Origin of the sequence: Paenibacillus cymbidii, from assembly GCF_004764705.1 — a bacterium.
Taxonomy (GTDB): Bacteria; Bacillota; Bacilli; order Paenibacillales; family NBRC-103111; genus Paenibacillus_AN; species Paenibacillus_AN cymbidii.
This window is the reverse complement of record NZ_SHLX01000009.1, coordinates 239,738-265,590: the sequence shown is the minus strand read 5'-3', so window position 1 is coordinate 265,590 and position 25,853 is coordinate 239,738. Positions and strand designations below refer to the sequence as shown.

Here is a 25,853-nt window from a genome sequence, read left to right as displayed (position 1 = left end):
TTCGATTATAGTAAGGTGGCCCTATGGCTCTTAATACCGCCTTGCATCGAACGGAGCCCGCCGGGCCCGATCAGCCTTTCACCGAACCGAGCAGAACGCCTTTCGTAAAATATTTCTGGATAAACGGATACACGAGCAGAATCGGCACCGTCGTCGTGACGACCGCCGCCATCTGAATGGCGATCGGATTGACGGCGTCTTCCGGCAGCGGCGTATATTCCGCCGAAACGTCGGTCGCCCCGAGCAAAATGTTGCGCAGCACGATCTGCATCGGAAACCGCGTCGCATCGTTGATGTACAGCACGGCGCTGAAATAGCTGTTCCAATGGTCGACGGCGTAGAAAAGACTGACGGTCGCCATAATCGGCAGCGACAGCGGCACGATGACGGCGAGCAGGATGCGAAGCTCCCCCGCCCCGTCGATGCGGGCCGCGTCGTCGAGCGCTTCGGGCAGCTGCTCGAAGAACGTCTTGACGATCATCAGGTAAAACGCGCTGACCAGCCCGGGCACGACCAACGACCAGACGCTGTTCAGCAGCCCGAGCTGCTTGACCAGGATGTACTGGGGAATGAGCCCGCCGCTGAACAGCATCGTAAACACGATGTACAGCAGCGCCGCATTGCGGCCGGGCAGCTGCTTGCGCGCCAGCGGGTAGGCGGTGACGGTCGTCACCAGCACGTTGAGCGCCGTGCCGACGATAGTCACGAACAGCGTGATGCGGAACGACTGCAGGAGCATGTCATTGGCGAAAATTTCCCGGTAAGCCGCCGCCGTCGCCCGGTGCGGGATGAGCACGATGCCCCGGCGGGCGGCTTCCTCCAGCGTCGTCAGCGAAACGCCGACGGCGTACAGGAACGGGAACACGCAGCTGGCGCCGAGCAGCGCAAGCAGCGCGACGATCAACCATTGCCCGGCTTTGTCGCCGAGCGTTCTTGTAAGCATGGGCCTCACCTCGCGATTACCAGATCTGGCCGTCGTATTTTTTGGCGATGCGGTTGGCGCCGACGATCAGCGCGAAGCCGATGACCGATTTGAACAGCCCCACGGCGGTAGCCAAGCCGAGCTGCATCTCCTGCAAGCCGGCGCGGTATACCCAGGTTTCGATGATATCCGCCTTCTCGCGGTTAAAATTGTTGAGCATCATGAACACTTGGTCGAAGCCGACGTCGAGCACCTTGCCGAGCCGCAAAATGAGCATCAGCACGATCACGTTGCGGATGCCGGGCAGCGTGATGTGCCACAGCTGCGACCAGCGCGTGGCGCCGTCCACGCGGGAAGCTTCATACAGCGAAGGATCGATCCCGGTCAAAGCGGCCATATAGATGATTGCGCCCCAGCCGATCTCGTGCCAGACGTCGGAGCCGACAATAATGGCGCGAATCCATTCCGGTTCGGTCAGGAACGAAATCGCCGGCACCTCGAACCGGGCCAGGATCAGGTTGAACAGCCCTTCGCCGGGGGAAAGAAAAGCGATCAGCAGCCCGTAGATAATGACCCAGGACAGGAAATGCGGAATGTACGACACCGACTGGACCAGCCGCTTGAACCAGGCGACCCGCACTTCGTTCAGCATCAGCGCCAGTACGATCGGCGCCGGGAAGCCGAAGGCGAGCTCGTAAACGGAAATAAGCACGGTGTTCCGTAAAATTTGCCAGAAATACACGCCGTCGAAAAACCGCTGAAAGTTGGCCATGCCGACCCAGGGGCTGCCCCAGATCCCGTCCGCCAGCCGGTACTGCTTGAACGCGATCGCGATGCCGCCCATCGGCACGTATTTGAACAACGTAAAATACAGGATGCCGGGCAACAGCAGCGCGTACATCATGCGATGCCTCTTCCAGATTGCCGCAGCGCTTCTTGCCATCCCCAAGCAAACTCCTCCTTTCCGGCTGCGGCGCCGGCCTCAGTACCGGTACCGGTTCTCCTGCAACCGGCGCAACAGCTTCTCCCAGTCGAACGCCAGCCATACAATATCCGGCGTTTCGCCGGCGACCGGCGGCGCATAGGTGACAACCGCCCACCTGGTGCGTCCGTCGTCCGCTGCGCAAAAATACCCTTCGGCGTAATACGACTCGCCGGGGGCGCCGTCGTTCGTGTCGAGCAGCGCGTTTGCGACCGGCAGCAGCCGCTCCGGGTCGATCTCGTACAGCTGCAAGTCGCCATGGTTGTTGCCGGCGGCGATATTGCGGCACAGCACGTAGTAACGGCCGTCCCGTTCAAACAGCTTCGGCCGGCCGACGTAGTCGATCGCCTCGCAACGCTCCGACCAGTTGCTGGCCGCTTGCACGCGGAACTCGCGGTCGGTGCGGTACGCCCGCGTACTGCGGTCGTACCCGCGCGCGACCAGCAGGTAGCCGTCGGCATAAGGCAGCAGCGTGCTTTCATTAAAGTCGAAGCCGAATTCGTCGTTCAGGTTGCGAACATGCGTCCAGGTGGCGCCGTTGTCGGCGGTGCGAAGCGCATGGACGGCGCGAACGCCGCCCGCAAGCTCGGCGAACGACATGACGAGCATCGTCACGCGGCCTTCGTCGTCCGTCGCGTCGTCGAACGAGTAGCCGTACTCGTAGCCGCCGGCTTGCGGGAACGGCCCGCGGTCGCGAAACGTTGCGCCGCCGTCGCTCGAAGCGTACGTCCACAACCCGGTCCGTTCCTTGCGCCCGCTGCGCTGAATATCGACGTACAGCATGATCGTCCCGTCCGGCATCCGCATCAGTTCCGGGTTCTGGTTGTTGCGCCCCGGCGTGCGGTCAACCGTGCGCCGCGACCGGACTTGCCCGGTTGCCGGGTCGATGGACAGCAGCTCCAGCGGCGCGCTTGCGTCGGCCATGTGGGCTTCGCCGTCCTTGAACGCGACAAGCACCTCCGCTTCGCCGCTGGCGAGCAGCGACGGAAACGCGTAGTACCGGCGCCGTCCGCCGGAAGCGCCGGCATCGCTTATCGTCCGTTTGGTTTCATAAAGGCTCGCGTTTGTTTGCATCGCTGCGTCCCGCTCCTTTTTGCTGCAAAATGGTTGGCGGTCACGCCGTCACAACTGCGGCTTCCGCGACGTAGCGCATGATTTTGTCGTGCACGCGCCGGATGGCCGGATAGTTGTCCGCCGTCGCCGGCGGAAGCGGCAGCCGCGGACTGCCGCAGTCGACGCCCCGCAGCTTGATGATCTCTTTCACGGCGGCGAACAAGCCGATGCTGCGAATGTCCGTGATGATGTCGTTGACGACGAACTGCCAATATTGCGCCCGCTGCATGTCGCCCTTGCTGAAATAATGTTCGATCTTGAGAAACAATTCCGGCATCACCCCGTACGTGCCGCCGATGCCGCCGCTTGCCCCCATGGCGCGCCCGGCCAGATACTGCTGGTCGGGGCCGTTGAAAACGACGAAACGATCGCCGCCGATCGCTTTGAACTGCTGCAGCTCGTACGTGCTGAACGTGGTGATCTTGATGCCGGCGAGCCGCTCGTGCGACGTCAGCTCCTTGAGCAGGCCGGACGACATCTGGAAGCCCGTCGCCGCCGGAATGTAGTAGATGAAGAACGGCAGCGACGTGCTGTCCATCATCGACAGCCAGTATTGCTTCACCGCCGCCTCCGTATAGGAGAAGTAAAACGGCGCAATCGACGATATGCCGTCAATGCCGACCTTCTCGGCGTGCCGGGCCAGCTTGACGCTGTCTTCGGTCGTGATCGCGCCGATATGGGCGATCACGGTGACTTCGCCCTTGCTCTCCGCCGCCACCGCCTCGAGCACCTCCATCCGTTCCTCAGCCGTCTGCAGCGGCCCTTCGCCTGTGCTGCCGCCCACGTACAGCCCCTGCACCCCCTTGTCGATGAGAAAACGGGTCAGCTTGCGGGCCGCTTCCGGGCTTACTTTGCCATCCGGGCCGTAACACGAATTCATCGCGACATGAATCCCGGAAAATTTGTTTGCTTCCTTCCCCATTGCCGAATCGCCCCCAGCCAAAAATAAAATGCCGTCTTCAAATCGGGAACTACGTGAGTAATTGTAGTACACGATATTGTATATTGCAATACAATTTTATATTATGAGATTATAATTCTCAAAATCGAAAATGGAGGCGCGCCATGCAAACGAACGAACCGCCACGACAGATGGCCCCGGGGAGTGTCCGGATCTACCGTTACGAACGAATGGAAGGAACGGGCGAAGGCGGCGACGAAACCGGGAGCGAGGGCGAAATCGGAAGCGAGGCCGGCGACTGGTGCTTCGTCCGCCTGCCGCAGCGTTATGCCGCGGACGGCCCGCCTTGCCCCTGGATCGTTTGCAACCATGGAAACGGCTGGCGGATGGACGGCTCGGAGCGATACGCGAACTTCTCGGGGAAAACGCAATACGGCGTCGACCCGCAGCGGGACGGCGCGTATTTGCGCCCGGATCTGGATGGAGGGCGCTTCCGGCTGTATTCCAATCCGACGATCGAAGCGCTCCTCGCGGCAGGCTATATCGTCTGCGGCGCTCAGAACGGCGGCGACCTGCTGTACGGCAACCGGGCTTGCCGTCTGGCATGCGCGGCATTCGTCCGCCATATGAAACGGACGTACCGCGTGGAGGAGCGCTGCGCGATGCTGGGCGTTTCGAACGGGTTCCTCACCTCGCTCGGGGCCGCGGCCGAGCTCGGCGGCGCCGGCGCGGTGTCGGCGCTGATCGGCCTTTACCCGCTGTGCAACCTGCGCCACGCCTGCGAGCATACGCATCGCGACGGAGTGAAGCGCGCCTTCGGCATCTCATCGGACGATCCCGGCGAATTTGCGGCCAAGGCGGGGGCGTTCGACCCGTGCGGCGACCGCAACGGGAGCGGCAGCGCAACCGCCCCGGCGCCGCAGTATCCGCCGACGCTGCTCGTCTGGTCGGCGACGGATCAGGTTCTGCCGATGGGCGAGCATGCGGTCCGGCTGGCCGCGCGGCTGCGGGCGGACGGCGTCGACGCCTGCGACATCCGGATCGATGGCGACGGGGAGGTTTGTTTGCATGGCGATTGGCGGCATTTTATGCCGGAGCGGTTCGTCGCCTGGTGTGAAAGGAATCGATGAATGGATACAGTCAGTTTTTTATAGTAGAATGGACATGTAAATAGGGAAATTTGATTTTACGGAAGGAAGATCGCTGTTGAAACCCGACAAAACCGACAAGGCCGACCAGTCCGGCGCCATGCTTACGCAAAGCGTCACGCGCGCGCTCGGCATTCTCTCCTGTTTCTCCAACGAATACCCGGAGCTGCGCGTCATCGATTTTGCCAAGATGCTGAATTTGACCCAAAGCAACGTGTCCCGTCTGCTCTCGACCATGGTGTCGCTGGGCTATGTGATCAAAGACGACATGACCGGCTATTACCGGCTCGGCAACGAAATCATTACGCTCGGCGGCATTGCGCTCAACCATTACGAAATCCGCAAACAGGCGCTGCCCGAGCTGTACGAGACGGAGAAGAAGCTCGGCTTCGATACGAACCTCGCGATTGTGGACCGGAAGACGCTGTTCTACCTGGCTCATGTCGACAGTTACGGTTCGCCGCGGATGTATACGTTTATCGGCCGGCGCAACCCGCTGCACGCCACGGCGATCGGCAAAGTGCTGCTGGCCCATATGGAGCCGGAGGAAGCGTCCGAGCTGCTGGCCGGGGAGCCGCTGAAGGCGTACACCGACCGGACGATCGTCGATATGGCCGCCTTGACGGAGCGTTTCGAGCTGATCCGCAGGCGCGGCTACGAAACCGAAATCGAGGAACTGGCGCTCGGCCGCGCCTGCATGGCCGCCCCCATCTTCGGCCGGACCGGCAAAGTAGTGGCGGGGATGAGCATATCCAGCTCTTTGTCCAAAATCAACCTGAAAGAACGCGAAGAAGAGTTGGCCGGCTATTTGATCGAAATGACCGACCGGGTGTCGATGAAGATGGGCCGCATTTCGGCCACTTATTCCGGCTGATGGTGACGGCTACTAACGCGAAAAAGGCGATGCAGGGTTCGTTCCCGCATCGCCTTTCTTCGTTTACTTCACCAACTGGCCGCGCGTGACGCCGAGCTGGTTCGTCGCCTTCAGCTTGCGCCAGACGTCGCTGCCGCCGATGCGGCCGCGCAGCGCCTGGCTGTACAGCCGCAGCACCTCGGCTACCTTCTCCGGCGTTTCTTCGAGAAATTCGATCCGGTACGAGGCGACGCCGAGTTCCATAAACGTCGTCAAATATTCCGCCCCCGATTGTTCAATGGCGTTATAGACCGTATTGCGGCAGCCTTCGTCGACGCGCACCGGATGCGACATGCCGATGCGGTCCTGCAGCGAGGCGCGATGCTCCTCGCACGGCCGGCCGCAGTTCGTGTAGTCCGTGCCTTTGCTCAGGAACGTGCAATAGACGCAATGCTCCGTATGGAACATCGGCATATGCTGGTGCAGCACGATCTCGAGCTTGGACGTGTCGGCCTGCCGCAGCATGTCGACCATCTGCTGGATGTTGAGGTCGTAGGACGGCGTCACGACACTGCAGCCGGCATCGACGAACAGCGCCGCCGTCTTGTGGTTGGCGACATTCAGCGAGAAGTCGCCGATCAGCTCGGGATGGCGCCGATCCGGATGCTCGGCGCGTTCTTTCATGTAGTAGTAAAGCGCGCCGGTATTGCGCACGAGCACCGCATCCGGCTGCAAGTTGGCGATATTGCGGAAGTAGCCGGTTTCGCCGGGCATGTGGATGCGCGGCGTCGCCAGCGCAATCTTCGCGCCCGCGGCCCGCACCGCTTCCACCGCAGCCGGAAACTGCTTGATGAACTCGAAGTCGGCGTAGATCATGCCGACTCCCGCTTCCAGCGCCGCATGCACCTGCGGCAAGCTGCGGCACAGCACGGTCAGCCGCGGCTCGCTCGCGCCGGCGCTCCAGCCGGCCGCCGACGCCGGTTGCGCAGCGTCGGCGTAAGCGTCGACCTCGCGCCGCGTATACGCGCGCGGCTTGCGCCGGGCCGCCTCGAGCAGCTCCGCCGCGCGGCGGCGCATCCGGTTCAGCTCGCTCATCGGCACGATGACGGCGCCTTCGAGCGCCGCTTCCAGCCCCGCGAGCGCAAACACCGTGCCGCCGAGCCGCCCGAACTGCTCGGCGAGCAAAGCCTCGTCCATCGGCCGTTTCTCGGCCTCGGCCAGCGGCAGCTCCGACGCCACCTCGACCGTATTCCCGGCGGCGACGTCGGTCCACCGGCTGCGCAGCGGCTCGCCTGCGCGGCCTTCAACATGCACCGTCACCGGGAACGTGCGGTACGGCTTGTCGGTTTCGAACGTTTGGCGCAGCCGCTTGTCGAGATGCGGGTCGTTCGTTTTCCAGATGCGGTCGCCGACGTGCAGCCGCGACAGCTCGACATCGTTTCGGCCGCAGACGATTTCGATCAGGCCGCCGGGCGCTTCTCCCTCCAGCTTGACGCCGCGGCGGCGGATGTCGTATACGCGTCCGCCCTCTTCCTTCTTCGTCGGGTCGCCGGCGTCAAACACGATGCCGTCGCCGCGCTTCAGCGGCGCTTCGAGCTCGCACTCGACGCCGTCCCGGAGCAGCCGCTTCACCCGGCCGAGAAACACGCCGCGGCTTTTCGGATACGTGCCTTCGACGAGCTTCTTGTTGTTCGTGCCTTCGAAGAAGCCGTGCGTAAACCCGCGCGAGAAGCTTTGCTCCAGCTCGCGGACCTCTTCCTTCGACGGCGCGGCGTCCTTGCCGGCGAAATAACGATCGATGGCCGCGCGATACTTGCTCACCACATTGGCGACATACTCCGGGCTTTTCAGCCGCCCTTCGATCTTGAACGAGTGCACGCCCGCCTCGATCAGCTCGGGCATGATGTCGATCGCCGCAAGATCTTTCGGCGACAGCAAATACGCCACGTCTCCCATCGGCTTCTGCGCGCCGTCGACCATCAGGTCGTACGGCAGCCGGCACGCCTGCGCGCATTCGCCGCGGTTGGCCGAACGGCCGCCCCACATTTCGCTGGTCAGGCACTGCCCCGAATACGATACGCACAACGCGCCGTGCACGAACACCTCCATCGGCAGCTTGGCTTGTTCGCCGATGGCGCGGATGTGCTTCAGGCTGTTTTCGCGGCCGAGCACGACCAGTTCCAGATCGAACGGCTTCGTGAACTCCACCGCCTCCGGCGATGTAATCGTCATCTGCGTGGAGCCGTGAATCGGAAAATCCGGCGAAATGTCGCGAATCATTTTGACCAGCCCCAGATCCTGGACGATGACCGCGTCGACGCCGGCGGCGATGCATGCTTCGATCAGCCGCTTCGCGTCCTCCAGTTCGTCCTCGAATACGAGGATGTTGAACGTAAGGAAGCCCTTGACGCCATATAGATGAAGAAAGGACATGATGTCCGGCAGCTCGTCCGTATGAAAATTGTGCGCCCTTGCCCGTGCATTAAACTTCTCCACGCCAAAATAGACCGCATCCGCCCCGTTCGCCACGGCAGCCCGCATGCAGTCCCAATCGCCGGCCGGCGCCAGCAGCTCGACGTCTTCCCTTGTTTTCGTTGTCATTGCCATCCCCCGCGCTTCGCTTGTCATCCTCCTAGTGTACCAGAAATGCCGTTTCTTTCGCCAATGGAGCCGACTGCCATCCCAGATGGGGCGAGAGGGGCGGAGCGGGCTCCCGTTCGGGTGCGCCCATTTTCTGCACGTCATGCATATATGCAGATGGCGCAGAAAAGCAAGCGCCCGGCCCCAGCGCCCCATTTCTGAGCATCATGCATATATGCAGATGGCGCAGAAAAGCAAGCGGCCCGGCCCTGGCGCCGCTTTCTGAGCGTCATGCATATATGTACATGGCGCAGAAGAGCGTCCGGCTCGAAACCATCGGGGTCAAGGCCCCTCCGGTTTCAGCCAATTTCCCACAACCCGGATCACCTCGCCCCGCATCCGAAAATACGTCGCCCGGCTCACATGCAAACGCTCGGCAGCTTGTTCCGCCGACAAGCTGGCCTGCTCGCACATTTGGCGCAGCATCTGCTGCATGCGATCGTCGAGCGGATAAACCGGCGCGCCCTCCAGCAACTTCTGCAGCTTCTCGTGCAACTCGCCGCCGCCAATGCCCAGCAAACGGGCGAGCTCGGTACGTTCGAGACGATCCGGATCCAAGGCGAACGGCAAAGCGGATCGAATCATTTTATCGGGAATCGCAGGGGCATCCACGGTAGACGGGGCAGTCGCGTCCATACCCGGCATGCCAAGGATCACGTCGCCGATATCCACGGTGCGCCAATCCAACTCGCGGACTGTCGCACGGCTGAACGGATGGTCTTCCGGGAGCCCGGACAGCGGTCTCATCCGGTAACCCAATTGCAGCAACACTTCATTTAGCCCGTCAAACGTATTAATCATCACCGCCCGCATCCCGGCCGAGTGGACAATCAACCAGTACGATATAACAATGCCGATCAGTTCCAGAAAAGAATAGTCGGGATTGTGCACTGCCGTACCGGCCAACAATTGGTAAAACGTATCCGCCTGTTCCGCAGTCCGGCGGCGCATGGCTTCGATTTCGTCGGGATAAGCCCGCTCCAACACGCCCGGGAAAAACGTTTCATGAAACCGGGTCGTGTCCCGATCTAAATAAAATCCGGCGCAAAACGCAAGCGGCACCCCTTCCCTGGAACGGAAAACGCGAATGCACGCCGGGAATTGCTCTGCAAGCGCCCGCAACACGGCCAAATCGCGCTCAATCGAGACGGCCAGCTCGCTTTGTTCCTGCAGGATGCGTTGCAAATACGGCAAATCGTTTTGCCGGAACGTCTCCATCTGCTGTTGGTCCGCGTGCTGCGGAAGGACAGAGATTGCCCCGATCCGGAACGCGTCCCTGGTGACGGACAACAGAACGGCGACCAGTTTGCTGCGCCCATACGAATCCGTTGCGGCCTTAATGTCTCCAACCAAATCTCTCGCGATCTGCGCGCGCAATCTGCTCATCCGGTCCGGTTCCCGGCGCATGAAGTCTTCCTTCAAGTAATATCGCGCAACGTCGTGCAAAGCCAAACCTTCCTCGGTAGGACGAACGAAGGAAAGGCGGCTTAGCTGCAACAAACGGTCGGCTCCCAAAGGAACGCGAAGCCAACGGGCGAACCATTCCGGAGCAGCTTGCGGCAGAATGCATAACAAATCCAGCGTTTCGCGCAGATCGGGCGACGTCACCTCGCGCAGGAGATCGGCGCTGATCCGCAGCGCAAGCGGCCACGTCTCCGTACCGGAAAGACGCCGCTTTTCCGCTGTAACGGCCAAAGCCAGCGGCAAACCTTGCGTCTCCGCCATCAGCCGTTCGATATCGCAAGGCGCCACAGCGCTATTGCGCGTCCAGTATTCGCTCGCTTCCTGCCTGGAAAATGGCTGCAGCGTCATATGCCTGACCCGGCTTCGCCAAGCCAGATCGGTCAGCCACGATTCCGTCAAGTTTTGCCTGGAGACCAAGAGAACCAGCAGACCGACATCGGGCATTTGCGGGAGAAACGCTTCCCGAAGCCAGCTGTCTATCATATGAATCGTGTCGTAGTTGTCGACGCAAAGGATGGACTTGGTCCTGAACATGGCGCGAAAAGACGTTTGATCGGCAGACACCGCCTCGATAAACCCCGCCGGCGATTCCCGGCAAGTCCGGCCGTCGATCCATATCGTCCCCAGACCGGCTTGCGCAGCCAAGTCGAGCGTTTTCAACAGGAACGAAGTTTTGCCTACTCCGCCGATGCCCGAAACGAACAACACGCCGGTTGGCGCCATACGGTCATGAATCCAAGCGCGGATCGCGGCAAATTCCGCATTCCGTCCAACGAACAGCCGGCCTCGTTCGATGGCAAGCGTTTCTCCCAACCTTCCCACGCGTTCATCACCCTAGCGTTCAAATCCATTTACATTCCAATTCGGCAATACGGGACATTTTCCTCCAGCATGCGCCATATGAATGAGACGAAATTGAGACACCACGGCGGCCAATCCTTGTTATACTGGGAGAAGTCAATCTTTTAATTTGGGTCCGGGAGCTTGATACCATGAAAATTACGCTGCTGGCGATGGGCACTTTCGGAGATATACGGCCCTTTCTCGCCCTGGCCTACGGGCTGGAGGAGCAGGGGCATCGCGTTACTTTGGCCGGGCCGGAAAATTTTCACGATTACGTCGTCCATTCCTACCGCAGACCCTACCATCCGATCGGCATCGATTCCCAGCAAGTGTTGGAATCCGAAGAGGGCCGCAAATGGATGGCGTCGGGCGACGTCAAACAATTTTTGAAACAATTGAATCTGATCAATCACCAGAATCGGTTTGCCATGCAGAAAGATGCCGCCGCCGCTTGCGCGGATGCCGAGCTGATCATCGCCCACCCGCTCCAGCTGTATTTTGGCTGCTGCCTGTCGGAGAAGATGAACATCCCGATTATTGTCGCCAACCCGTTCCCGGTTGCGCCTGCGACCCGGGCGTTCCCGCATTTCCTTGCGACCGCGAAGGGGTTGCCTCTCGCCTTTCTCAACAAAGCTTCCTATCGCCTGGTTGCCAGCGCCTATGAAAAAGGGCAGCGCCCCGACATGATCGAATGGAGAGCGCAGCTTGGACTGACCCGTCCCCGGGGAAGCCTGTTCAACAAGATCGAAAAGCAGCGCATTCCGGTCATGCAAGCGTTCAGCCGCGAGCTTGTGCCGAAGCCCGCCGATTGGGGCGATCTCGTCGAGGTGACCGGTCCATGGAAAATACCGAACCGCTACGTACCGGAACATGAGAAGGCGCCGCTGGATGCGGATCTGGACGGCTGGCTGCAAGAGGGCCCTGCGCCGATTTATTTCGGATTCGGCAGTTTGCCGGTATTGGAGCCGCGCAAGATGATCGACATGGCGATCGAGCTTGCACGCACGCTGCAAACGCGGGCGATTATCGCTTCCGGTTGGACCGTTATGGACGGCGTGGAAGGCACTCTTCCCGATACGGTGCGCATGATAAAGTCGGCCAATCATGAACGGCTGTTTCCGCGATGCAGCGTCATCGTTCACCACGGGGGAGCCGGCACGACGCATACGGCAACGGAAAGCGGCACCCCCTCCATCGTATGCTCCACCTATGCCGATCAGCCGTTCTGGGGGGAACGATTGGCTACGCTTGGCATTGGCCGGCACATCCCGTTCCCGAAGCTGGCCAAGGAAAAGCTGCTGCAAGCCATCCGCGAGCTGCAAAACCCGGCTGTCGGCGCCAAAATCGCTCCAATCGCCAAACGGATGAAGGCAGAGAACGGTCTGGAGTCGGCGCTGCAATTTTTGAACCGCTGCATGGAATCTGCCCCCGTTTATCGAAACTGAATGCGAACCAAATTAGCGTGTACGGCTGAGCGGATTAACGCTCGGCTTTTTTGTCTATCCCGCCCTCGCCGCATATTTTCCAGCCGCATTTTGCAAGCTATAGAAGCCGCCCTTTGTCACCGAACCTTCAAACTTTGACGCATGCGGCAAAATAACGCCTTCCCTCGTATTTACAAAGCATTTACGAAACCTTTACAATAAATAAGATCGACATGATCCGACATATAACGGCGATCCGTAATCGATGGGGGTTCAACTCGCATGGTGTTCCGCAAAAAAAACGAAGTCAATTTTCTGCTGCTGCTGATCCAGGCCGCAGACAACACGCTGCAAGCCGCACAAATGTTCCGCAGCGCGATGATGGGAGACAAGCCCCCGGCGTCCTACTACGCGGCGCTCAAAGAGATGGAGCATAAAGGCGACCAATTCACCCACGATATTATCAAAGGGCTGAACCAGGTATTCATGACTCCGCTCGACCGCGAAGACATTATGGAGCTGGCCCTCAAGCTCGACGACGTCATCGACGGCATCGAGGCGTGCATCGCCCGATTCGATTATTTGAATATCTCCTACACCGACGATTATATGAAAAATTTCTCCGCCATCATCGTATCGTCGTGCAACCATATCCTGTCCGCCTTCAAGCTGCTCGAGGCCAAGAAGTTCCTGCCGATCCGCGAGCACACGATTGCGCTCAACAAGCTGGAGAACGAAGCCGACACGCTTATGCGCGAGAGCATCCGCAACATTTTCACCCATCCCAAAGATCCCTACGAGGATTTCAAGTTGAAAGAGCTGTACGAACGTCTCGAAGAAACGACCGACCGCTGCGAAGACGTCGCCAACATTCTCGAGAGCGTGCTGCTGCGCTACTCGTAACCGCCGATCGAAACGCATGCAAAGGGGGACGGAATTGCGTAAATTCGCGGTTGCACGGATTTTCGCAATGAACAAAGGATGGATTACGGGCTAATCAGCATTATCGTGGTCGTCATTTTGGCGCTCGGCTTCGACTTTATCAACGGCTTTCACGATACGGCCAATGCGATCGCCACTTCGATCTCAACCCGGGCGTTAACGCCGCGGCGGGCGATTCTGCTCGCGTCTACGCTCAATTTGGTCGGCGCGCTCGTGTTTACCGGCGTCGCCAAAACGATCGGAGGCAGCATCGCCGATCCGGCCAAACTCGAGCACGGCATGGAAGTCGTCATGGCCGCCTTGATCTCCGCCATCGCCTGGAACTTGATTACGTGGTGGTTCGGCATCCCGTCGTCGTCGTCGCACGCGCTGATCGGCTCGCTCTCCGGCGCCGTCATCAGCAACGCCGGCATTCACGGCATCAACGGCTCCGGTTTCACCAGCATTGTCAAAGCGCTTATTTTTTCGCCCATCATCGCCTTTGTGGTCGGCTTTCTCGTCATGACCCTATTAAAACGCCTGTTCGCTTACTCCAGCCCGCACAAGGTCAACAAAGGCTTCCGGTTCCTGCAGGTGTTCTCCGCCGGCCTCCAGGCGTTTACGCACGGCACGAACGACGCGCAGAAAGCGATGGGAATCATCGTATTTGCGCTTGTGGCGGGCGGGTTCCAGACGGAAGGCGTGTCGACGATCCCGCTCTGGGTAAAACTGTCGGCGGCGCTCGCCATGGCGCTCGGCACGTCGGTCGGCGGCTGGAAAATCATCAAGACCATGGGTACGAAAATGTACAAAATCGAGCCGATCAACGGGTTTGCGGCCGATCTGACGTCTTCGAGCATCATTTTCGCTTTCACGAAGCTGGAGCTGCCGGTCAGCTCGACCCACGCGATTACTTCGGCCATTCTCGGCGTCGGCGCGTCCAAACGCGCTTCCGACGTCAACTGGGGCATCGCCGGCCGGATCATCGTCACCTGGTTCATCACGATTCCGCTCACCGCCGCTTTTGCCTGGCTTGTATACCGGGTGTTCGCTTTGTTCCTGTAAAAAAAGCAGCCTGCTCGCGGATGAGCAGACTGCTTTTTTGCATTCGTCATGTTCCCGGCTTGGCCCAGTAACGCTGCAAATAATCGTGCGCTCCGGCCAAATACCGCAACGTGTTTTCGCTGTCCTTCACTTCCATCTCCACGACGATGTTGCCGCGGTAATCGACGCTGCGCAGGTGGGCGAACAAGCCGGGCAAATCAATTTCCCCGGTTCCAAAAGGCACCGACTGCGCGCCGATTTGATCCTTGATATGCACGAGCGCTATCGACTCGGCGAGCAGTTCGCAGCCTTCGCGCCAGCTGACGCCGACCGAATGGAAGTGGCCGACTTCCAGCAGCGTTTTCATCCTTGCGTCGCCGATGCCGGCGATCACTTCGCGAAAATCGGCCAGAGTGGAAATGGCGGTGCCGGCGTGATTTTGCAGCACGGGAGTGATGCCGAGGTCCGCCGTCGCATCCAGGAACGGTTTCGCCGCGGCGATGTAGAGCGGCCGCGTCTTCGCTTTGAACAGAACGACGCCGGCGCCGAGTTCCTTGGCAAACCGTGCCGCGGCAATCGCCTCTTGCAGGCTCTCCTCCACGTCTTCCGTCACAGGGGGAAGATGATACGAACTGAACCGCATGCCGTACCGGGCGGCAAGCGACGCATAAGCGGCCGGATCGCGGCGATAATCGAGCGCCGACCGGGCCCAGCTGGAGAACCCTTCGAACTGCCCGAAGCCAAGCGCGGCATATTCCCGCAGCGCCGGCTCCAGCTCCAATTCCGGATTGCTGCAAGGGCTGATGGCAATTTGTTTCATGGCGGACCTCCTCCGAAATGATTCCTCATTTTCAACTATAATTCAACAGTGTTGAATTAGTCAATCCCGTCGCCATGCCGCTGTCGAAACGGGCCGGTCGGCCCCGCTTCTTTAACAACGCCGTCGAAAAATGGTATACTAGGCGTATTGCTGTACGTCAGTTACCACTCAATTTGCCAGTCAGAGGGATTTCCGTTGAAATATGCGAAACGTATTTGTTACGCGGCGGGCGGCTTGTTGCTGCTGCTCGTCGCTGCGCTTTTTTTCGTGCCGAAGAACGACGAGCTGCGCGTGCTGTACGCCACCGGCGATTCGTTCGACGCCGCCGCCTACGACGGCTTCCGGCAGACGCTCGTCGCGAATGCGGCGATCCAGAAGTGGAAGCTGCGCGACTTGGGCAGCCGCAAGCTGGCCGGGTATGACGCCGTTTATGTCGATCCCGGATTGGCCGGAACTTCCGAGTTGGCGCAAGAGAGCGGGCTCTTGATCGACTACGTCCGCCAAGGCGGTCGGCTGTTTCTGGAGAACGGGTTCGCGGCCGACTTCCCCGCCGACTTCTTCGGCGCGACGAAGCTGGTCGACATTCCTACGCCCGGCGTCGGCGTCAAGGAAGCGTTCGCGTACCCTGCGGTGGAGCCGGATTTGCAAGGCATGCAGGAGGTGTTTCGGCTGTTTGCCGACAGCGCGGTGAAACGCGAGCTCGATTTGCCCGGCTTCCGCTGGGGCAAAGGCATCCAGCCGGCGCCGGGCGCCGCGGTCGAGACGCTCGCCGCCATCAACGGCGTGCCGGCGATGGTCGCCAGCCGCTACGGCAGCGGCACGGTCGTGCTGGCCAGCGCGTTCCTGCCGAACCGCTACTTCATCACCGGCGCCGACATGACCAGCGGCATGGACGCGTCGCTCGGCTTCGCCGAATACGCCCGCGTCTACGAGGCTGCCGTCGCCGGCGCCGAGAAGAAAGAACGGGTGCAGGCGCAGAAGCCGGAGAGCGGCCGCGCCTACTTCCAGTTCAAGCAGCAGGCTAAGCTGGAGCCATACTTCAGCTTCTCGTTCGCGGCGGCCAACGCGCAGCTGCGCAGCGCGTTCCTGACCTTCGCCTCGAAAGACCGGTTCGGCTACAGCGTCACGAAGACGCTTGGCCCTTACGGCCGGCCGGCGATGGCGTTCCAGAACCATTTTGAAGCGCTGCCGGCGTTCCAGGGCCGGGACGGCATCCAGTGGGCGGAATTTCTCAAGAAGCGCAACTTCGTGCCTTCCTTCTCGCTGGTCCGCGCTTCGTACGACTGGGGCCATTGGCAGGAAAGCGTCATCGTCCATTTGAATGTCGGCACGTCGACCGAGCCGCATTTTATCGGCGACTATGACAATTCGTTCTACAGTTCCGGCGCGCATCTGTCGGCCGGCGGCAAGTACGCGCTGCTGGCGCCGTACCCGGACTACCGCGAGCTGGCCGGCCGCATCGAGCTGCCGTACCGCGCGTATCCGGCGATCGCCGATCTTGACGGCGACGGCAAGCCGGACCTGCTCGCCGGCAGCGCCGACGGCAGCGTGTACGCGATGCGCGGCCTGGGCTCCCAGCCCGCCGCGTACGCGAACCAGCCGCTGCCGCAAGGGCTCGCCGCGCCGGACGCTTTCGCCGCCGCGGAGAAACTTTCGCTGCCGCCGCCCGCGGACGCCGCCGCAGGAGCAGCAGCCCCCGGCTACGCCGCCGTCGCAACGCTGGACGCGAACGGCGACGGCAAGCCGGACCTGCTGCTCGGCTACGGCGATGGCGCCGTGCGGCTCGCGCTTGGTCTCGGCGGCATGGCGTTTGCGCCGCCGCAGGTTGTGCTCGCCGCAGGCGAGCCGCTGCGCGTGCCCGCGTATGCCGCGCCGGCCGTCGCCGACATCGACGGCGACGGCGTGCCTGATCTTGCCGTCGGCGATGGCGACGGCAAGATCAGGCTGTACCGCGGCGAGCGCGCAGCGGACGGCTCGCTCGGCTTTGCCGCAGGCGCCGCCGTCGCGGAGCTCGGCGGCACGTTTGCGGCGCCGTCGCTGCGCGACATGAACGGCGACGGCAAGCTCGATCTGGCCGTCGGCACGGGCGAAGGCGACGTGGTCGTGTTCGTCCGCCAGGCGACGGCGGACCCGTTCGTCGCCGCGAGCTGGACGAAGCGCGGCCCGATCGAAGGCCAGACGACGAACCAGGTCGGCTCGAAGGCGCTGGTCGGCGGTCATAACGCCGTGCCGATGTGGTATGATATCAACCATGACGGCAAGGACGACCTGATCGTCGGCCAGCTCGAATTCGGCATCGCCTACACCGTCGACGATCCCGCTTTCCCATACGCGGACGGCTTGCGCGAGTTCCTGCAGTACACGCGCGACAACAAACTGGAGCTGGTGCCGCATACGTTCGTCACCGGCTACCGCAGCGCCGAGCAGGAGAAACGGGAACTGGCGCTGCAGCGGCAATCGTTCGACAAGCTCGGCATCCCGTGGACATTCACCGGCACGAACCAGCACACGTGGCGGATTAACAACGCCGAACGGCTGCAGACGCTGGAGAACGAAAGCGAGGCCGGCATCTGGTACAACTTTGGCTTCCGCCCGTCGCAGTCGCCTTCGGATCCTCCCTGGGGCCTCGGCTACATGTGGGGACTGCCGTTCCTGCTGCAGGACGACAAGCTGGAGCAGCCGATGCTGTTGTACACGCCGGCTTCGCCGCTGGACAGTTCGCTCGGCAACGCCGATATATACGAAGCGTACGCCAAGCTGGACATGCCGATTGATTATTTCGAGCATATCGAGTATCATTTTCCGGCCCGTACGGACGATTTGGAAACATTCGTCGACTATCTCGACAAGCTGCGCACCGCGCAGGATTACAACGCCATGAGCGAGCCGCAGATGGCCCGTTCCTTCCTCACCGCCTTGACGGCGAAGGTGACGATCGGGCAATCGTGGGGCAGCTACTATATCGACCGGCTGAAGGACAAGCTCCGCTCCGGCAAGCACAAGTCGCTGACGATCCGGGCGCAACTGGCCGGCGTGCCGAAGCAGGCGGACAATTACCGCGACACGCTTGGCCTGGCGATCGAACGCGGCAGCCGTATGGGCGACTATCCGCTCGGAACGGACGCTGACATCTTCATGCGCCGCGGCGACACGCTTTACACCGCCGTGCAAGGCAACACCCGCTTCACGTTCGTGTGGCACGACAAGCCGCGCCATATCCTGCGCGCCAACGTGCCGCTCGCGATCGACAAGCGCGGCGAGCGCTGGACAATCTCGCTGGAAGGCGAAGGCATGCAGCAGTTCAAGCTATACAGCGAAACGCCGGTGAACGTCACCGGCGACAGCCTGATCGTCGAGCGCAACGATGCCGAGCATACAGTGACGGTCACCCATTTCGGCGCCAAAACGAAGGTTGTCGTCGAACCGCAATGACGGCTATCCGCAGCAGAATCATTCAGGAGGAACAACATGCAGAACATCGCCGAGCAGCTTGACGCTCACATCCGCATTCGGTACGAAATCGACGAGGACGACGACGATTTTACGCCGGACGTGCATTTGTTCGATTACGGCTATCTCGATTCGGTCGGCGCTACGGCGCTGATCGCCCATATCGAGCAAACGTACGGCATCGCCGTGACCAACCAGGATCTGATGCTGCATTCGATGAACACCATCAATGAAATCGCCGCTTTTATCGGCACGAAGATCGCGAGGTAACCGAACATGGAATGCATCATATCGCTGGAACGGCTGTCGCCTTCCCAGTACGGCCAGTTGAAATACTCCTGCGCCTTCGTCGACGAGCAGATCGATGACATCCTCATTGAAGGCGCCACGCTGCGCATTGCGCATCATTCGCCGCACGGCGAACGCATCGCGGCGCGCGTCGAGCGGTTGATCGACCGTTTCAACAGCGGCGACTACGGCTTCAAGGAAAACATCATTTACACGAACGAAGGCGCCATGCCTTACCGGGGCGACATCATTGCCGAACTTGCAGCGACAAAAACGATCAAAATGCTCGAGCCCGGCATGTTCATTTTCCGCGAGCCGTTTTCGAGCCTGATGCGCTTTTTCGACTATTCGTTCGTTACCCGCATCGCGCGCCGCTTCCCGGTCAAGGAAGAAGCGTATCCGGCCGTCATCCATTGCGACACGCTGAACAAAACGAACCACTTCACCTCGTTTCCCGAGCACATTCACTTCGTGGCGCATCTGCGCGAAGATCTTGACGTGATCGAGCGGTTCTCGCAGTCGATTCGCGACAGCGGCGGCTGGAAACACGAAGACGCGCTGGCGCTGGACGAGCACTTGCCTAAGCCGAAGCTGGCGATGAATCCGGCGACATGCTACCACTGCTACGAGGGTCTGCAGGACGAAACTCTCGAAGGCGACGGGGTCATCGTCACGGCCATTTCCAAGTGCCACCGCTTCGAGTCGAAAAATCACGCCGATTTCGGCCGCCTGCTCGATTTCAGCATGCGCGAAGTGATTCTCGTCGGCAAACCGGAGTTCGTCAAGGAAAACCGGATGAAGGCACTCGGCTACGTGCAGGAGCTTGCCGCCGAGTGGGGCATCGACTGCTTCATGGAAAACGCGAACGACCCGTTCTTCACCAACGACTATCAAGTGAAGGCCTCGTTCCAGCGCAACCAGGAGATGAAGTTCGAGCTGCGTCTGACCGTGCCGTATTTGGACAAGTCGCTCGCCTGCTGTTCGGTCAACTTCCACAGCAGCACGTTCGGCGCCGCCTTCAACATCAAAGCCGGCAAACGCACCGCCGTCACCGGGTGCATCGCCTTCGGCATCGAACGCTGGACGTTTGCGTTCCTGTCCCAGTTCGGCCTCGATCCGGCGAATTGGCCGGCGGCCTTCCGCGAGCAATACGACGCGTGGCAAGAAAAGGCGCTGTAAAGCCAAATCTGCTGTTTCCGGAGTTTCCAGACACGCCCAAAAGTGGTGAACGCCCTTGTTTTCCTTTATCCGCAAAAACAGCTTCATCCTGCTCCTCTTGCTGCTGTTCGTGCTGTCGGACCTGCTGATTTCGCGGTGGGATCCGATGGCGCATTCGCGGCGCTTTTACAAAAACGACTTTACGAAAACGTTGTTTCATCACAACTGGCAGGATACGGGGCCGGTTTTTTTCGGCAATTCCGCGGTGACGGCTTCCTACATCGAAGAGCAGTCGACCCACAAGCTGACCGAGTTCGGCCTCTCCTACGGCAAAATCACCGACCTGAAGCAAATTCTTGCCCACCCGTGGTACCATGTCGAAGGCGAGTTGGTCGTCGGCATCGACGTCCATACGATGATGGACGCTATGGAAACCGATCCGACCTACCAGTGGCACAAGAAGTGGTACCAACCGTACATCTACGCATACCGGGATTATTTCCGCGATTCCGGCAAGGAGTTTGCCCGCAATCTGTATGCCGGCGTCGTCGAGTTGAACCGCAACAAGCTGCTCGCGTACGAGCCGCGCTGGATCGACAAGGAGCTCTACTACGGCAACCAGTCCGATCAGTGGCTGAAGGACAAATGGGATGACTACGACAAGCGGTTCGGCTGGATGACGACGGAAGATTTCCGCGGCAATCTGGATGCGCTTGAATGGGTCGTGAAGTATGCCGCGGCGCACGATTTGCATCTGAAGGTCGTCTGGATGCCGTGGAACAAGGCGTATCCGCTTCCTCCGTACATGCCTGCGCTGAAAGATGAAGCGAACCGCATTCTCGCCGCCGGCAACGTGCCTGTTTTCGACGTGATGGACCGCTACGATCCGAAGCTGTTTCACGACCTCGTCCACTTGAACCGCCATGACGGGGCGCCGATTTTCACCCGGGAGGTGGACGCGTGGCTCAATTCTTTCGCAAGTTCGGCGAAGCCTTGATCTATCTCGTCATGCTGTTGTTTGTGCTGGCTTATTTTACGGGCAAGGGCTTGTTCATTTACGAGGGGTTTTAGACGATGTGGTATTTAAACATGAACGCCGTCGTCGCGATGGCGGCGATGGTGGCGGCGCTGATGCTGACGCGCCGGTGGCCGGCTAACAAACGCGTGCTGCTGCTCGCGTTCAACCTCGGCTTCCTGTACGTGTTCAGCGAGAAGCTGGCGCTCTTTTACGCGGCTTATACGCTGCTCAATTATATCGCCTATAGTTTTCTGTGCCGCGTCCCGTCGATGCGCCGCATGTGGTTCGTGCTGTTTATCGCGCTGAACGTTGCCGCCGTGTCGGTGCTGCGGCTGTTCGTCATGGGCGAACTGCATCATCCGCTGTTCGAAGCCGTCATTACGCTCGGCCTCATTTACAACGTGCTGAAAGTGATCGACGCGCTTTATTTCGCCTACTTCATCGGGCGTGACGGGCAGTGCAAACTGATCGATTATGCCAACTACGTGCTGTTTGTGCCGACGTTTACATCAGGGCCGATCCTGAAATTCCGCGACTTCATCGCCGATGCGAAAAAGCCGTACGCCGTCGATGCAGCCGCTTTCGAAATGGGGATCAAACGCATCATCCTCGGCATGTTCAAAAAAATCGTGCTCGTCGCCTGGATGACCTCCGTCTTCGACCACGTCATGGGCCGGGAGCTGCATACGCACGAGTCGTTGTTCCTGATGATCTGGTTTTATGCGCTGATCTATTTCGACTTCTCCGGCTACTCCGACATTGCCGTCGGCATGGGCCGTCTGTTCGGCTATACGATCCCGGAAAACTTCAAGAAGCCGTTCCTCTCCCCTACCCTGACCCAATATTGGCGCAACTGGCACGCCACGCTAGGGGACTGGTTCCGCGACCATATCTTCATGTTCTTCTCGCGACGCGCGCTGACGCGGGTCGAAGGCGCCGGCTTGTCGCTGCTTGTCATGACGCTGATCGGCATTTGGCACGGCTTCACGTGGCCGTACATCGCCTGGGGCGTCTACCACGGCTTGCTGCTGGCCGGCGAGAACCTGCTGCAAAAGACGACCGTGAACAAAAAGAAAGTGTCGCGCGCCTACTATTGGTTTCGCATCGCGCTCACCCAGGCGTTCGTCACCTCGGCGATTATCGTTTACGGGGGAGCGCCGGAAACGGTGCTGAAGGTGTACCGGGGCTTGTTCCATTTGCCTTCATTTTGAAGATGGGGCATGATATAATCGAGTTTGGAAAAGGAAACCCAATTCGGAGGTGCCATTCATGAAATTAGGCGTTTTTACCGTCTTGTTCGGACAACAATCTCTCGAAGAAGCGCTCGATTACATTGCATCCAAAGGACTTGACGCCGTCGAGATCGGCACCGGCGGCTGGCCCGGCGACGCGCATTGCAAACCGGCGGAGCTGCTCGCCGACGCCGGCAAGCTGAAAGCGTTTCAGCAGGCGATCGAGTCCCGCGGTCTGACGATCAGCGCGCTGAGCTGCCATAACAACCCGCTTCATCCGCAGAAGCATATCGCCAAGGAAGCGCAGGAGACGATCAACATCACCGTCGAGCTGGCGCAGCGCCTCGGCGTACCGGTCGTCAACACGTTCTCCGGCTGCCCGGGCGACCATGAGGACGCCAAGTATCCGAACTGGCCGGTAGCGCCTTGGCCGAACGATTACCAGGAAATACTCGACTGGCAATGGGCGAACAAAGTCATTCCGTACTGGACCGAAGCCGGCAAATTCGCTGCAGCGCGCGGCGTCAAATTCGGCTTGGAGCTGCACGGCGGCTTCTCCGTACATACGCCGGCGACGCTGCTCCGACTGCGCGAAGCGGCAGGCGACGTTATCGGCGCCAACCTCGACCCGAGCCACATGTGGTGGCAAGGCATCGACCCGGTGCAAGCCGTGCAAATTCTCGGCCGCGCCGGAGCGATCCATCACTTCCACGCGAAGGATACGTCGATCGATCCGATCAACGTCAACCGCTACGGCTTGACAGACATGCAGTCATACGCCAACATGCTTGACCGCGCCTGGCAGTTCCGCTCCGTCGGCTTTGGCCACGACTTGAAGACGTGGGCCGACATTATCAGCGCGTTGCGTCTCGTCGGATATGACTACGTCGTCAGCATCGAACACGAGGACGGTTTGATGTCGGTCAACGAAGGCTTCTCCAAGGCGGTAGCGAACCTGCAGCAAGTGCTGATCCGCGAACCGCTCGGCGATATGTGGTGGGTATAACGATCAGCAACGGGAAGTAACGACAATCGCGTTTCCGATCGACACGACACGAGCCTCAGGCCATGCGCCTCAGGCTCTTTTTGTTGCCCGTATGTGTAACCCTTCCGCCGGAAAAGATATACTGAATAGGAAGGAGGCGACGATACGGATGTTTTCGTGGAAAAAAGCGCTGCCCGTTCTGATTCAACTCCTCATCGCCGGTATCGTGGTCTATTTTGTCGCGGCCAATTTGCCGCTCAAGTTTGTCGAACTCCTCGACTACTTGAAGCATACGGGCTACTTGTTCTATAGCTCGCTGGCGCTTTTCACCATCTTTCTGTCGCTGCAGGCCGGCATTTGGGTGCTCATTTTGAATGACACCGGACGGCAGCTGACGATGCGGCAAGGGCTCACCGTCTTCATCAACTCGCAATTCGCCAAATATATCCCGGGCGGCATCTGGAACTACGCCGGACGTGTCGTGCTGGCCAGTCGGCACGGCGTTTCGCTGGCCTCTCAGACGACGGCGCTGCTGTACGAAAATGTGCTGCTCATCCTTGCCGCCTTCCTTTATTCGCTCGTTGTGATCGTCGATGCCGGGATGGCTTCGTGGCCGGTCGTCGTGCTGATCGCCGGCTTGCTGCTCGTTTTTTTCGTGTTTTATACCCCGCTGTTTGCCGCTTTCGGCAAAGGCTTGCGAACGCTCCTCGGCAAGTTTCCGCTCAAGCGGTTTACTTCAAGCTTAAGCGCCTTGGAAGTCGCGATGCCGCGCAACCGGTTCTTTCTGTACCTCGGCTGCTTTCTCGCCAGTCATTTCGTGATGGGCGTCGCCTTTTGGCTGCTGCTTCGCAGCTTTGGCGTTTTTCATGTCAACGTGTTTTTTGCCGCAGGCACTTTCGCTGCCGCATGGCTGCTCGGCATGCTCAGCCCGCTTCCGGGCGGACTCGGGGTGCGGGAAGGATTTCTGGTGTATTTTCTTTCCTATCAAATGGATACGACTACCGCGCTGCAAATATCTGTCATCGCACGGGTGTGGAACATCATGAGCGAAATTTTGTTCTTCCTCGTGTTGAACGGAATGAACCTCGTGTTTTCCTCGTTGCGGCCGCGGCAAAAAGCGTGAAGCGGCCTCCGGCTCGCCGCGGCGCCCCCTTCCCTACTCCGATTCCTCTATGGTACAGTTAAGGATGTTGTTTATTGACGTCATGAACTGCCGGGGTGCCGACCATGGATTTTACCATTCAATATCTTTCCTTCTTCGTCATTCCGACCGAGGAACGGGAGCCGGAAACGGCCAAACGATACAAACATTACCAGACATTGGACCGCGACGACTATGAGGAAAGCGAAATCAAATCGTTCCTTGACGGCGAATTCGCGCGAATCGGCAAGCGAAAAGCGGAGTTGAATGCCGCCAGCGAAAACGCCCCGACGAAAATCGGCCGTTTTATGGCGGAGCCGGGCCAGGAGTTGGCGAGCAATCCCAACTATAATTTGTTCCAACGTCTGCGCACCGCTCACGGCAAAGAATCGTTCCAGGAAGCGGGCGACGAGTTGGCACGGATGTATGTGGACACAAGCGCGGTCAGGGGCGGCGCGCTGATTGTGGCCAGTGCCATGTTGACCCGGTATTTCGACGAGCCGTTCGTTTTTGTGCTGAAATGCGATTTCGAGTCCAAAATCGCCCGCGTCTCCGACGAGCGCAGCTTGATCTCCCGCGTCGAAATGGCCATCAGCGCCCGCAACATCAAATCGATCCAGTACCCAAACATGCCGGAAGAAGGCATGCGGGACGAATGGGAACTGAAAATTCATCAAGCGTCGCATGCTCGTTACTTCGAAGACTTTTTGCGCTATGTCTCGTATGAAAAGTCAATGCCCGAAATTGTCAGCGAGCGGGTGCTCGGTATGGTGCAGCAGTATGTGGCGGAATCCGGCGGAGAAGCTGCCGCTTGGCCGCCCATTCAGGCGCCGGCGGCTCAGGATGCGAGTCCCGTTCCTGTCTCCGCTCCTTACAACGGCCCTGCCGATGAAGAGATCGGTGCAGCATCGCATTCCGGTTATAGCGAATGGAGCGAAACAACCGGAAGCCAGGCTGACGACGGTTATATCAATAATGGGCAGCCGCCGCTTTATGCGCAGTCTGCCGCTCCTTCGTTGCCCGGTAACGCTCGTGGACCTGCGGACGAACGACTGGAGCGTTGGGCGTACAGCGACAAGCGCGGGCTGCAGGAAGAATGGACACACGAGCGGGTAGCCGAAGCGACCGCACAATTGGTTGAGCTGCAGCCGGAATTGGAGCTGAAGCTGAAGCTCGACCATGTCGTCGTCCGCGGCAAAATGGCCGACTACGGCGACCGTGTCCATCTTGCCCGGATCGGCGACCAGTATGCGGTCGTAATCGTCGGCGACGCTTTCCAGTTCGACAAAGGCGTATCTCCGGTGGAATTGCTCCAGCCGGAGGAACTCGAGCAAGTGGCAGGCCGGATCCGCTCATTGGCGAAACGGCGAAGAGAGGACTCTTTTTAACTTGTATGTAGAGACGGACTGACAGGGGTGGCCCCTTCAGTCCGTTTTTTAGTGCCGCCTTCTCTCCTTGCTTCCCCCTTCTCGCTATTCCCTCCCACACTAATGCTTTAACACATGG

The 25,853-nt window shown here is 59.9% G+C and carries 20 protein-coding genes; 13 read left to right on the top strand and 7 right to left on the bottom strand.

Annotated features, from left to right (window positions below):
• Positions 1-70: 70 nt before the first annotated feature.
• The 4 genes from EXY20_RS14955 to EXY20_RS14940 are packed head-to-tail and all read right to left on the bottom strand — an operon-like array spanning position 71 to position 3,939.
• Entirely contained in the window at positions 71-943 is an 873-nt protein-coding gene (locus tag EXY20_RS14955; RefSeq protein WP_135552405.1) for a carbohydrate ABC transporter permease, read from the bottom strand.
• A 16-nt stretch (positions 944-959) separates the two neighbouring features.
• Positions 960-1,865: an ABC transporter permease gene (locus EXY20_RS14950; RefSeq protein ID WP_135552470.1), complete on the bottom strand. Its 906-nt coding sequence runs from the start codon at positions 1,863-1,865 to the stop codon at positions 960-962.
• A gap of 39 nt (positions 1,866-1,904) precedes the next feature.
• Positions 1,905-2,978, bottom strand: a complete 1,074-nt coding sequence (locus tag EXY20_RS14945; RefSeq protein ID WP_135552403.1) for a sialidase family protein — start codon at positions 2,976-2,978, stop codon at positions 1,905-1,907.
• A 40-nt stretch (positions 2,979-3,018) separates the two neighbouring features.
• The gene (locus EXY20_RS14940; RefSeq protein WP_135552401.1) at positions 3,019-3,939 is read right to left on the bottom strand and encodes a dihydrodipicolinate synthase family protein; all 921 of its coding nucleotides are present in this window, start codon (positions 3,937-3,939) and stop codon (positions 3,019-3,021) included.
• A gap of 143 nt (positions 3,940-4,082) precedes the next feature.
• Here EXY20_RS14940 and EXY20_RS14935 point away from each other — a divergent pair, with 143 nt between their 5' ends.
• The gene (locus tag EXY20_RS14935; protein WP_135552399.1) at positions 4,083-5,048 is read left to right on the top strand and encodes a hypothetical protein; all 966 of its coding nucleotides are present in this window, start codon (positions 4,083-4,085) and stop codon (positions 5,046-5,048) included.
• Positions 5,049-5,124: 76 nt separating this feature from the next.
• Positions 5,125-5,940 (top strand): IclR family transcriptional regulator, encoded by an 816-nt coding sequence (locus tag EXY20_RS14930; RefSeq protein WP_135552397.1) that lies wholly within the window; start codon positions 5,125-5,127, stop codon positions 5,938-5,940.
• Positions 5,941-6,003: 63 nt separating this feature from the next.
• On the opposite strand, the gene EXY20_RS14925 is transcribed toward EXY20_RS14930, so the two are convergent.
• Together EXY20_RS14925 and EXY20_RS14920 are read right to left on the bottom strand one after the other, a co-directional pair.
• A complete protein-coding gene (locus EXY20_RS14925; RefSeq protein WP_135552394.1) occupies positions 6,004-8,520 on the bottom strand; it encodes a DUF3656 domain-containing U32 family peptidase in 2,517 nt (838 codons plus the stop codon).
• 321 nt (positions 8,521-8,841) lie between these two features.
• On the bottom strand, positions 8,842-10,845 hold the full coding sequence (locus EXY20_RS14920) for a hypothetical protein (RefSeq protein ID WP_135552392.1): 2,004 nt from the start codon (positions 10,843-10,845) through the stop codon (positions 8,842-8,844).
• Positions 10,846-11,015: 170 nt separating this feature from the next.
• Between EXY20_RS14920 and EXY20_RS14915 the strand changes: the two genes are divergently transcribed.
• From EXY20_RS14915 to EXY20_RS14905, 3 genes are all read left to right on the top strand, one after another.
• Positions 11,016-12,311 (top strand): glycosyltransferase, encoded by a 1,296-nt coding sequence (locus EXY20_RS14915; protein ID WP_135552390.1) that lies wholly within the window; start codon positions 11,016-11,018, stop codon positions 12,309-12,311.
• Positions 12,312-12,572: 261 nt separating this feature from the next.
• Complete coding sequence (locus tag EXY20_RS14910; RefSeq protein ID WP_135552388.1) at positions 12,573-13,193, top strand: DUF47 domain-containing protein; 621 nt, start codon at positions 12,573-12,575, stop codon at positions 13,191-13,193.
• A 78-nt stretch (positions 13,194-13,271) separates the two neighbouring features.
• Complete coding sequence (locus EXY20_RS14905; RefSeq protein WP_135552386.1) at positions 13,272-14,276, top strand: inorganic phosphate transporter; 1,005 nt, start codon at positions 13,272-13,274, stop codon at positions 14,274-14,276.
• Positions 14,277-14,322: 46 nt separating this feature from the next.
• Here the strand turns inward: EXY20_RS14905 and EXY20_RS14900 are convergent, their stop codons facing one another.
• Positions 14,323-15,075 (bottom strand): sugar phosphate isomerase/epimerase family protein, encoded by a 753-nt coding sequence (locus EXY20_RS14900; protein ID WP_135552384.1) that lies wholly within the window; start codon positions 15,073-15,075, stop codon positions 14,323-14,325.
• Positions 15,076-15,270: 195 nt separating this feature from the next.
• Here EXY20_RS14900 and EXY20_RS14895 point away from each other — a divergent pair, with 195 nt between their 5' ends.
• The 8 genes from EXY20_RS14895 to EXY20_RS14860 all read left to right on the top strand — a co-directional run bounded on the left by EXY20_RS14895 (position 15,271) and on the right by EXY20_RS14860 (position 25,735).
• Entirely contained in the window at positions 15,271-18,507 is a 3,237-nt protein-coding gene (locus EXY20_RS14895; RefSeq protein ID WP_135552381.1) for an FG-GAP repeat domain-containing protein, read from the top strand.
• Between the two features lie 36 nt (positions 18,508-18,543).
• Entirely contained in the window at positions 18,544-18,795 is a 252-nt protein-coding gene (locus EXY20_RS14890) for an acyl carrier protein (RefSeq protein WP_135552379.1), read from the top strand.
• Positions 18,796-18,801: 6 nt separating this feature from the next.
• A complete protein-coding gene (locus tag EXY20_RS14885; protein ID WP_135552377.1) occupies positions 18,802-19,992 on the top strand; it encodes a class-II aminoacyl-tRNA synthetase family protein in 1,191 nt (396 codons plus the stop codon).
• A 55-nt stretch (positions 19,993-20,047) separates the two neighbouring features.
• Positions 20,048-20,968 (top strand): hypothetical protein, encoded by a 921-nt coding sequence (locus EXY20_RS14880; protein WP_135552375.1) that lies wholly within the window; start codon positions 20,048-20,050, stop codon positions 20,966-20,968.
• A gap of 77 nt (positions 20,969-21,045) precedes the next feature.
• On the top strand, positions 21,046-22,200 hold the full coding sequence (locus tag EXY20_RS14875; protein WP_135552373.1) for an MBOAT family O-acyltransferase: 1,155 nt from the start codon (positions 21,046-21,048) through the stop codon (positions 22,198-22,200).
• Positions 22,201-22,258: 58 nt separating this feature from the next.
• A complete protein-coding gene (locus EXY20_RS14870) occupies positions 22,259-23,227 on the top strand; it encodes a sugar phosphate isomerase/epimerase family protein (RefSeq protein ID WP_135552371.1) in 969 nt (322 codons plus the stop codon).
• A 148-nt stretch (positions 23,228-23,375) separates the two neighbouring features.
• Positions 23,376-24,329, top strand: coding sequence for a lysylphosphatidylglycerol synthase transmembrane domain-containing protein (locus EXY20_RS14865; protein WP_135552369.1), 954 nt, complete (start codon positions 23,376-23,378; stop codon positions 24,327-24,329).
• Between the two features lie 104 nt (positions 24,330-24,433).
• The gene (locus EXY20_RS14860) at positions 24,434-25,735 is read left to right on the top strand and encodes a DUF3900 domain-containing protein (protein WP_135552367.1); all 1,302 of its coding nucleotides are present in this window, start codon (positions 24,434-24,436) and stop codon (positions 25,733-25,735) included.
• Positions 25,736-25,853 lie beyond the last annotated feature (118 nt).

What these genes read in the sequence shown, in the direction of transcription:
- EXY20_RS14955 (WP_135552405.1), bottom strand. Translation starts at nt 943, where the DNA reads ATGCTTACAAGAACGCTCGGCGACAAAGCCGGGCAATGGTTGATCGTC.
- EXY20_RS14950 (WP_135552470.1), bottom strand. Translation starts at nt 1,865, where the DNA reads ATGGCAAGAAGCGCTGCGGCAATCTGGAAGAGGCATCGCATGATGTAC.
- EXY20_RS14945 (WP_135552403.1), bottom strand. Translation starts at nt 2,978, where the DNA reads ATGCAAACAAACGCGAGCCTTTATGAAACCAAACGGACGATAAGCGAT.
- EXY20_RS14940 (WP_135552401.1), bottom strand. Translation starts at nt 3,939, where the DNA reads ATGGGGAAGGAAGCAAACAAATTTTCCGGGATTCATGTCGCGATGAAT.
- EXY20_RS14935 (WP_135552399.1), top strand. Translation starts at nt 4,083, where the DNA reads ATGCAAACGAACGAACCGCCACGACAGATGGCCCCGGGGAGTGTCCGG.
- EXY20_RS14925 (WP_135552394.1), bottom strand. Translation starts at nt 8,520, where the DNA reads ATGACAACGAAAACAAGGGAAGACGTCGAGCTGCTGGCGCCGGCCGGC.
- EXY20_RS14915 (WP_135552390.1), top strand. Translation starts at nt 11,016, where the DNA reads ATGAAAATTACGCTGCTGGCGATGGGCACTTTCGGAGATATACGGCCC.
- EXY20_RS14910 (WP_135552388.1), top strand. Translation starts at nt 12,573, where the DNA reads ATGGTGTTCCGCAAAAAAAACGAAGTCAATTTTCTGCTGCTGCTGATC.
- EXY20_RS14905 (WP_135552386.1), top strand. Translation starts at nt 13,272, where the DNA reads ATGGATTACGGGCTAATCAGCATTATCGTGGTCGTCATTTTGGCGCTC.
- EXY20_RS14900 (WP_135552384.1), bottom strand. Translation starts at nt 15,075, where the DNA reads ATGAAACAAATTGCCATCAGCCCTTGCAGCAATCCGGAATTGGAGCTG.
- EXY20_RS14890 (WP_135552379.1), top strand. Translation starts at nt 18,544, where the DNA reads ATGCAGAACATCGCCGAGCAGCTTGACGCTCACATCCGCATTCGGTAC.
- EXY20_RS14885 (WP_135552377.1), top strand. Translation starts at nt 18,802, where the DNA reads ATGGAATGCATCATATCGCTGGAACGGCTGTCGCCTTCCCAGTACGGC.
- EXY20_RS14875 (WP_135552373.1), top strand. Translation starts at nt 21,046, where the DNA reads ATGTGGTATTTAAACATGAACGCCGTCGTCGCGATGGCGGCGATGGTG.
- EXY20_RS14870 (WP_135552371.1), top strand. Translation starts at nt 22,259, where the DNA reads ATGAAATTAGGCGTTTTTACCGTCTTGTTCGGACAACAATCTCTCGAA.
- EXY20_RS14865 (WP_135552369.1), top strand. Translation starts at nt 23,376, where the DNA reads ATGTTTTCGTGGAAAAAAGCGCTGCCCGTTCTGATTCAACTCCTCATC.
- EXY20_RS14860 (WP_135552367.1), top strand. Translation starts at nt 24,434, where the DNA reads ATGGATTTTACCATTCAATATCTTTCCTTCTTCGTCATTCCGACCGAG.